Annotated in this window: 1 protein-coding gene; it reads right to left on the bottom strand. The window is 26.7% G+C overall.

Annotated features, from left to right (window positions below; translation table 11 throughout):
- Window positions 1–647, bottom strand: a 647-nt coding sequence (locus tag HMPREF1983_RS03375) for an ISL3 family transposase (protein ID WP_021752891.1), incomplete at both ends; no start/stop codon positions are given.

Here is a 647-nt window from a genome sequence, read left to right as displayed (position 1 = left end):
ATAGAATGTCTAACACTATTAAGCATATACCCTTTATACTTTCTCATAGTATTAATAGCCTTACTAACAGCACAAGATAAACCGGTAGTAGATTTTTCAATTAATTCTTTAAACTCCAACTCATTTCTATACCTTATCGCATATCTAATATCCTGAACCCTCTCATAGCTAGCCTTAAATATACAATCTAATCCTAATAAATAATCCAAAATATCACGTCTAGTAACCAAACTCCTAAAACTCCTATTAAAGAAAAACTTACCATGAGTGACATTACTTTCATCTTCTAATATCAACTTCCAATTATTCTTTAAAAGAGTATAGTTAATACCCTTTTGTTTTTTATAAATATTCATTAGCTTAACTCTGGTTCTATTAAGTTCTCTATTAATATTTTGAATAATATGAAACCTATCTATAACAATTTCAGCATTAGGAAACTTACTTCTAATCAACTTCATATAAGGAGTATAAATATCAATACAAATAGCCTTAACATTACTTCTAGCCTCTTTAGAAAATCTGGAAAAATAATTATTTAAAATATACTCTGTTCTACCATCAACTATATCAATAATCTCATGAGTTAAAGCATTAGAAAAGATAAAGCTCATACCATTTTTACAATTTTTAGTAAACTTTAACTC

It is taken from the genome of Gemella bergeri ATCC 700627 (genome assembly GCF_000469465.1).
Lineage (GTDB): Bacteria > Bacillota > Bacilli > Staphylococcales > Gemellaceae > Gemella > Gemella bergeri.
The sequence above is the reverse complement of the archived record's forward strand: the minus strand, read 5'-3'. Positions and strand labels throughout refer to the sequence as shown.